This is a genomic window from Moorena sp. (genome assembly GCF_982860115.1).
Genome location: NZ_CEYLVT010000357.1, coordinates 1 through 5068 on the forward strand (window position 1 = coordinate 1; position 5068 = coordinate 5068).

The 5068-nt window shown below is 46.4% G+C and carries 4 protein-coding genes; all 4 read left to right on the forward strand.

All coding sequences use genetic code 11. The features are described from left to right. Positions 1-328: 328 nt before the first annotated feature. The gene (lpdA, locus tag AC4II3_RS31130) at positions 329-1759 is read left to right on the forward strand and encodes a dihydrolipoyl dehydrogenase (RefSeq protein WP_488016436.1); all 1431 of its coding nucleotides are present in this window, start codon (positions 329-331) and stop codon (positions 1757-1759) included. 107 nt (positions 1760-1866) lie between these two features. Continuing rightward, entirely contained in the window at positions 1867-2754 is an 888-nt protein-coding gene (trpC, locus tag AC4II3_RS31135) for an indole-3-glycerol phosphate synthase TrpC (RefSeq protein WP_488016434.1), read from the forward strand. Positions 2755-2820: 66 nt separating this feature from the next. Continuing rightward, entirely contained in the window at positions 2821-3105 is a 285-nt protein-coding gene (locus tag AC4II3_RS31140) for a DUF5340 domain-containing protein (protein ID WP_070394016.1), read from the forward strand. A gap of 400 nt (positions 3106-3505) precedes the next feature. Continuing rightward, positions 3506-4660: a pyridoxal-phosphate-dependent aminotransferase family protein gene (locus AC4II3_RS31145; RefSeq protein ID WP_488016432.1), complete on the forward strand. Its 1155-nt coding sequence runs from the start codon at positions 3506-3508 to the stop codon at positions 4658-4660. Positions 4661-5068 lie beyond the last annotated feature (408 nt).

Consider the following 5068-nt stretch of genomic DNA (forward strand, 5'->3'; position numbering starts at 1 on the left):
GGCATCTTGCGTAGAACTGGCATCTTGCGTAGAACTGGCATCTTGCCAGTTTCATCCTTATTTTCGAGCGGGCAGGATGCCCACTCTACTCTTATTCATTCCTAAATTCAGCAACGCCCTCCTAGGGATCCTAAAGGAATGAATTGTAAGAATTTTTGATGCCATATTCCCTGTTCCCTGTTCCCTGTTCCCTATTCCCTTTGCGATCCTTGATACTTCATACTTCACCCCACCAATCTTAATGGTTGAGCACTTGCAATCCTGGATTGCTCAAGTTGAAAATAATAAAGACAAACAAAACATACCCAATCTAGACTAGGAGATAGATGTGAGTCAAGAGTTTGATTACGATTTAGTGATTATCGGTGCTGGTGTGGGGGGTCATGGTGCTGCTTTACACGCAGTTAGCTGTGGTCTGAAAACCGCTATTATTGAAGCCGGTGACATGGGCGGAACTTGTGTCAACCGGGGCTGCATCCCTTCTAAAGCGCTATTAGCCGCATCAGGTAGAGTGCGAGAGCTACAGGACGCTCATCACCTCAATGCCCTTGGGATTACAGTAGCAGGGGTTGAGTTTGACCGAAATGCGATCGCAAATCATGCTAGCAATCTAGTCAGTAAGATTCGTGGTGACCTGACCAACAGCCTAAAACGCTTGGGTGTGGATATTATCAAAGGCTGGGGTAAAGTAGCTGCTTCTCAAAAAGTAACCGTTGTTACAGAAAATGGTGAAACCACTATCACTGGCAAAGATATTATGATATCCGCTGGTTCAATTCCCTTTGTACCCCCAGGAATTGAGATTGATGGCAAAACCGTATTTACCAGCGATGATGCCATAAAACTAGAATGGCTGCCAGATTGGGTAGCAATCGTGGGCAGTGGTTACATTGGTCTAGAGTTTGCTGATGTCTACACAGCACTAGGGTCTGAAATCACCATGATCGAAGCCCTAGACGACCTGATGCCAACCTTTGACCCTGATATTGCCAAACTAGCCACACGAATCCTGATCAAACCTCGGGACATTGAAACCCATACTGGGGTGCTAGCGATGAAAGTAACTCCCGGTTCCCCGGTAGTAATAGAACTAGCAGATACCAAAACCAAGGAAGTAGTCGATGTGCTGGAAGTCGATGCTTGCCTGGTCGCTACAGGTCGGATTCCCGCCACCAAAGACCTAGGACTAGATGCTGTAGGAGTGGAAACAGACCGGCGCGGTTTTATTCCCGTAGATGACACCATGGCAGTACTTTCAGCAGGGGAACCAGTACCCCATCTTTGGGCAATTGGTGATGCCACTGGGAAAATGATGTTAGCCCATGCCGCATCTGCTCAAGGTATTGTCGCAGTAGAGAATATCTGTGGACGTCAGCGCACCGTAGACTACCGGAGCATACCCGCAGCCGCCTTTACCCATCCAGAAATCAGCTACGTCGGCCTAAGCGAACCACAAGCCAAAAAATTGGCCTCCGAAGAAGGCTTTGAAGTATCCGTTGTAAGATCATACTTTAAAGGGAATTCTAAAGCGATCGCAGAAGGAGAAGCAGATGGGGTAGCGAAAGTAATCTACCGTAAAGATACTGGGGAAGTCCTAGGAGTCCACATCCTAGGTATCCACGCCTCCGACTTAATTCATGAAGCCTCAAATGCGATCGCAAACAGACAATCCGTCAACTGCCTCGCCTACTTAGTCCATGCTCACCCCACTCTCTCAGAAGTACTCGACGAAGCTTACAAACGAGCTGTAACTCATTAGTCAAAATCCTTTGTTAATTGCTAATTAACAAAGGATTTTGGTACTGACGCACTGAGAAACTGACGCACTGAGGGACTGACGCACTCACGCACTATATAAAACTACTGATGCAAATTCGCCGACGGCCACCTAATCCAGCAGTTAAAATCAAAAGCCTGCACTATCAAATTGCACTACCAGACGATAAACCCCACCATATTCTCGAAGAAATTGTCTGGCACAAAGAGAAAGAAATTGACCAGATGCGGGAAAGTCTGCCCCTAGTGGAGTTGCGCAAGCGAATACAAACAGCACCACCCCCCCGAGACTTTCTAGCAGCCCTAAAATCAGGAAAGACTAGCCCTGCGCTAATTGCAGAAGTCAAAAAAGCATCTCCTAGCAAAGGGGTTATTCGAGAAGATTTTGACCCAGTAGCCATTGCTCAGTCATACAGCCAAGGTGGCGCTAGTGCGATCTCAGTGCTGACAGATCAAAACTTCTTTCAGGGTAGTTGGGAAAACCTGGCAAAAGTTCGTGCTGCTGTAGACGTGCCTTTGCTGTGTAAGGAGTTCATCATCTATCCCTACCAAATGTACATGGCTCGTAGTCACGGAGCAGATGCAGTTTTACTGATTGCAGCCATCCTTTCCGATCAAGACCTGCAATACTTTATCAAAATTGCTAAGACTCTGTCGATCACACCCTTGATCGAAGTCCATACCCAATCTGAATTAGATCGAGTATTATCTCTTGATGGAGTTACCCTAGTAGGTATAAACAATCGTAACTTGGAAGATTTTTCCGTCGATTTACAAACAACCTGTCAATTACTAGCAGCAAGGGCTAACCAACTACTCGAACGTGGCATTCTGGTAGTCAGTGAATCAGGGCTTCATACCAACGCTCACCTTGATCAGGTAGCATCTGCCGGAGCCACAGCCGTCCTCATTGGTGAGTCATTGGTAAAACAGCCAGACCCAGCAGTTGCTATTGCCAGCTTGTTTAGCCATCAGTGACCAATACCCCAAAAAAATAGTCCATTGTGATGGCAGACTCCGACTCACCGAGGTACAGGAAATTTCATGGATCCAATTCCCCTTCCATCTTATATTCACTACGAACTGCTGCTCCAACTGCTAGAGCGCCAAACAGCATTTGCTACCAGTCAAAACCCCCAATTGCGAGAGCAGGTTCATCAATTGATCAGTACTCTGCGTAAAGCCCTAGTTCAGCAGAAGCAGTTAGAACAAAGCTGTCAGCGAGCCAACTTGCCAATGGAGTATCGCTGGTCTCTCAACAGCGTCAAATTGGATGCCCATAACTCAAAAAATGGTTTACCGGATTCAGCAGGAAGACTCCCCCATTAAATTGTCAACTTCATAAAAAAAAACTAAGAAATTTAGTCAGAGTATCTCATTTGAGCCAATATATTTTGAGATTGTTACCTACTCCTGAGGAGCGTTACTCCCACTGTCGGCATCAATAACACATGCTCGCTATGGCTCCGAACTAAAGAGTGTCCTAACTGCAGGGTGTCAATATACACAGACTTGAAGGCAAGTTCAAATCTAGCGCGGCTGGGTTGGTCGTGTAAGCATGGGTGGGCATAACCGCTCCCATGCTGCGGTGGTGAAACGCCAAATTAACCCCTAAATTAACCTTGAATTTCCGGTTTTGTCCGGTAATATCCAAAAATTCATCGGTCAGTTCAGAGTAACTAACCAATCATCAGATCACAAAAACCCTAGATACCAAGACTAACTACAGATGGAAGACAAGCTCAAACTAATGATTCCTGGCCCGACGCCAGTACCAGAACAAGTATTACTGGCCATGGCCAAACACCCGATCGGACACCGTAGTCCCGAATTTAGCGAAATCATGGCAGAGGTCAATGAAAACCTCAAATGGCTACACCAGACCAAAAATGATGTCTTGACTGTAACCGCTAGCGGTACCGGAGTCATGGAAGCTGGCATTATTAACTTCCTCAGTGCAGGCGATCGCGTTTTAGTTGGTTCTAATGGGAAATTTGGCGATCGTTGGGGAAAAATCAGTACTGCTTTTGGTCTGGAAGTGGACACCATTACTGCCGAGTGGGGTAAGCCCTTAGATCCGGAGCAGTTTCGTGAAAAGCTAGAAGCTGATACCGAAAAGCAAATCAAAGCCGTAATCGTCACCCACTCTGAAACCTCTACTGGCGTTCTCAACGACTTAGAAACCATAAATCGTTACGTCAAAGACCACGGCGAAGCCCTAATTATTGTTGATGCCGTTACCAGCCTTGGAGCAGTCAATCTACCCATTGATGAGTGGGGTCTCGATGTAGTAGGCTCTGGTTCCCAGAAGGGATACATGATTCCCCCAGGATTAGGATTTGTCAGTGTTAGTCCTAAAGCTTGGGAAGCCTACAAAACGGCTACCCTGCCCAAGTTTTATCTAGATTTAGGGACTTACAAAAAATCTACGGCTAAAAACAGCAATCCCTTTACCCCGCCAGTGAACCTAGTCATTGCCCTACAAGCTGCACTGCGCATGATGCAAAGAGAAGGGTTAGAATCAATATTTTCCCGTCACCAGCGTCTGATGGAAGCAACCCGCGCCGCTGTCAAAGCCCTATCATTACCTTTGTTTGGTTCTGATGAGTATGCTAGCCCAGCCGCAACTGCAGTGATTCCCACATCAGTAGAGTCTGAACAAATCCGTTCTGTGATGAAAAAACGCTATAACATTGCTCTAGCTGGGGGACAAGACCACTATAAAGGAAAAATATTCCGCATTGGTCACTTAGGTTTTGTCAGTGAGCAAGATATTCTTACTGTCATTGGTGCTCTCGAAGCCACCCTTCAGGAATTGGGACACCAATCCATGACACCAGGAGCAGGTATTGCTGCTGCTGCTAGTGTCTTTGCTAACAACTAATTAACAGTTGACGGTTGACGGTTGACGGTTGACTATCTTGTGCGGTAAAAGGTCAACCGTTGGCCTACGGCCACGCTACGCGAACAACTCCTAATAGTGTTTTTAATTTTTAATGAAACTTCCGCCACCTAAGTTCACTAAAGATGGCGGAATACTTCGTGACAGCTCCCACACTGACTCTTTGAGTTCAGTGTGGGCTTCCCAGCCAATCCAGCTATTGCTTAGGAGGCGCTGGGCTTTAAGAACGGACTGCCCTGCCGCTCTGTTTTTTTGGTCTTTTGTTTAATAATGTTTGAGCAACTTTCCAGCATTTTCGGCTTTGAAAGTCAGTATGCGCGAGTATAACACATCGATTGGTCTTTTGTGAAAGACTCTGTGCAAAATTCATCCCACACTCATGCTGCGCAT

Coding starts and splice junctions, on each gene's coding strand:
- trpC (WP_488016434.1), top strand. CDS start 1,867: ATGCAAATTCGCCGACGGCCACCTAATCCAGCAGTTAAAATCAAAAGC.
- AC4II3_RS31140 (WP_070394016.1), top strand. CDS start 2,821: ATGGATCCAATTCCCCTTCCATCTTATATTCACTACGAACTGCTGCTC.
- AC4II3_RS31145 (WP_488016432.1), top strand. CDS start 3,506: ATGGAAGACAAGCTCAAACTAATGATTCCTGGCCCGACGCCAGTACCA.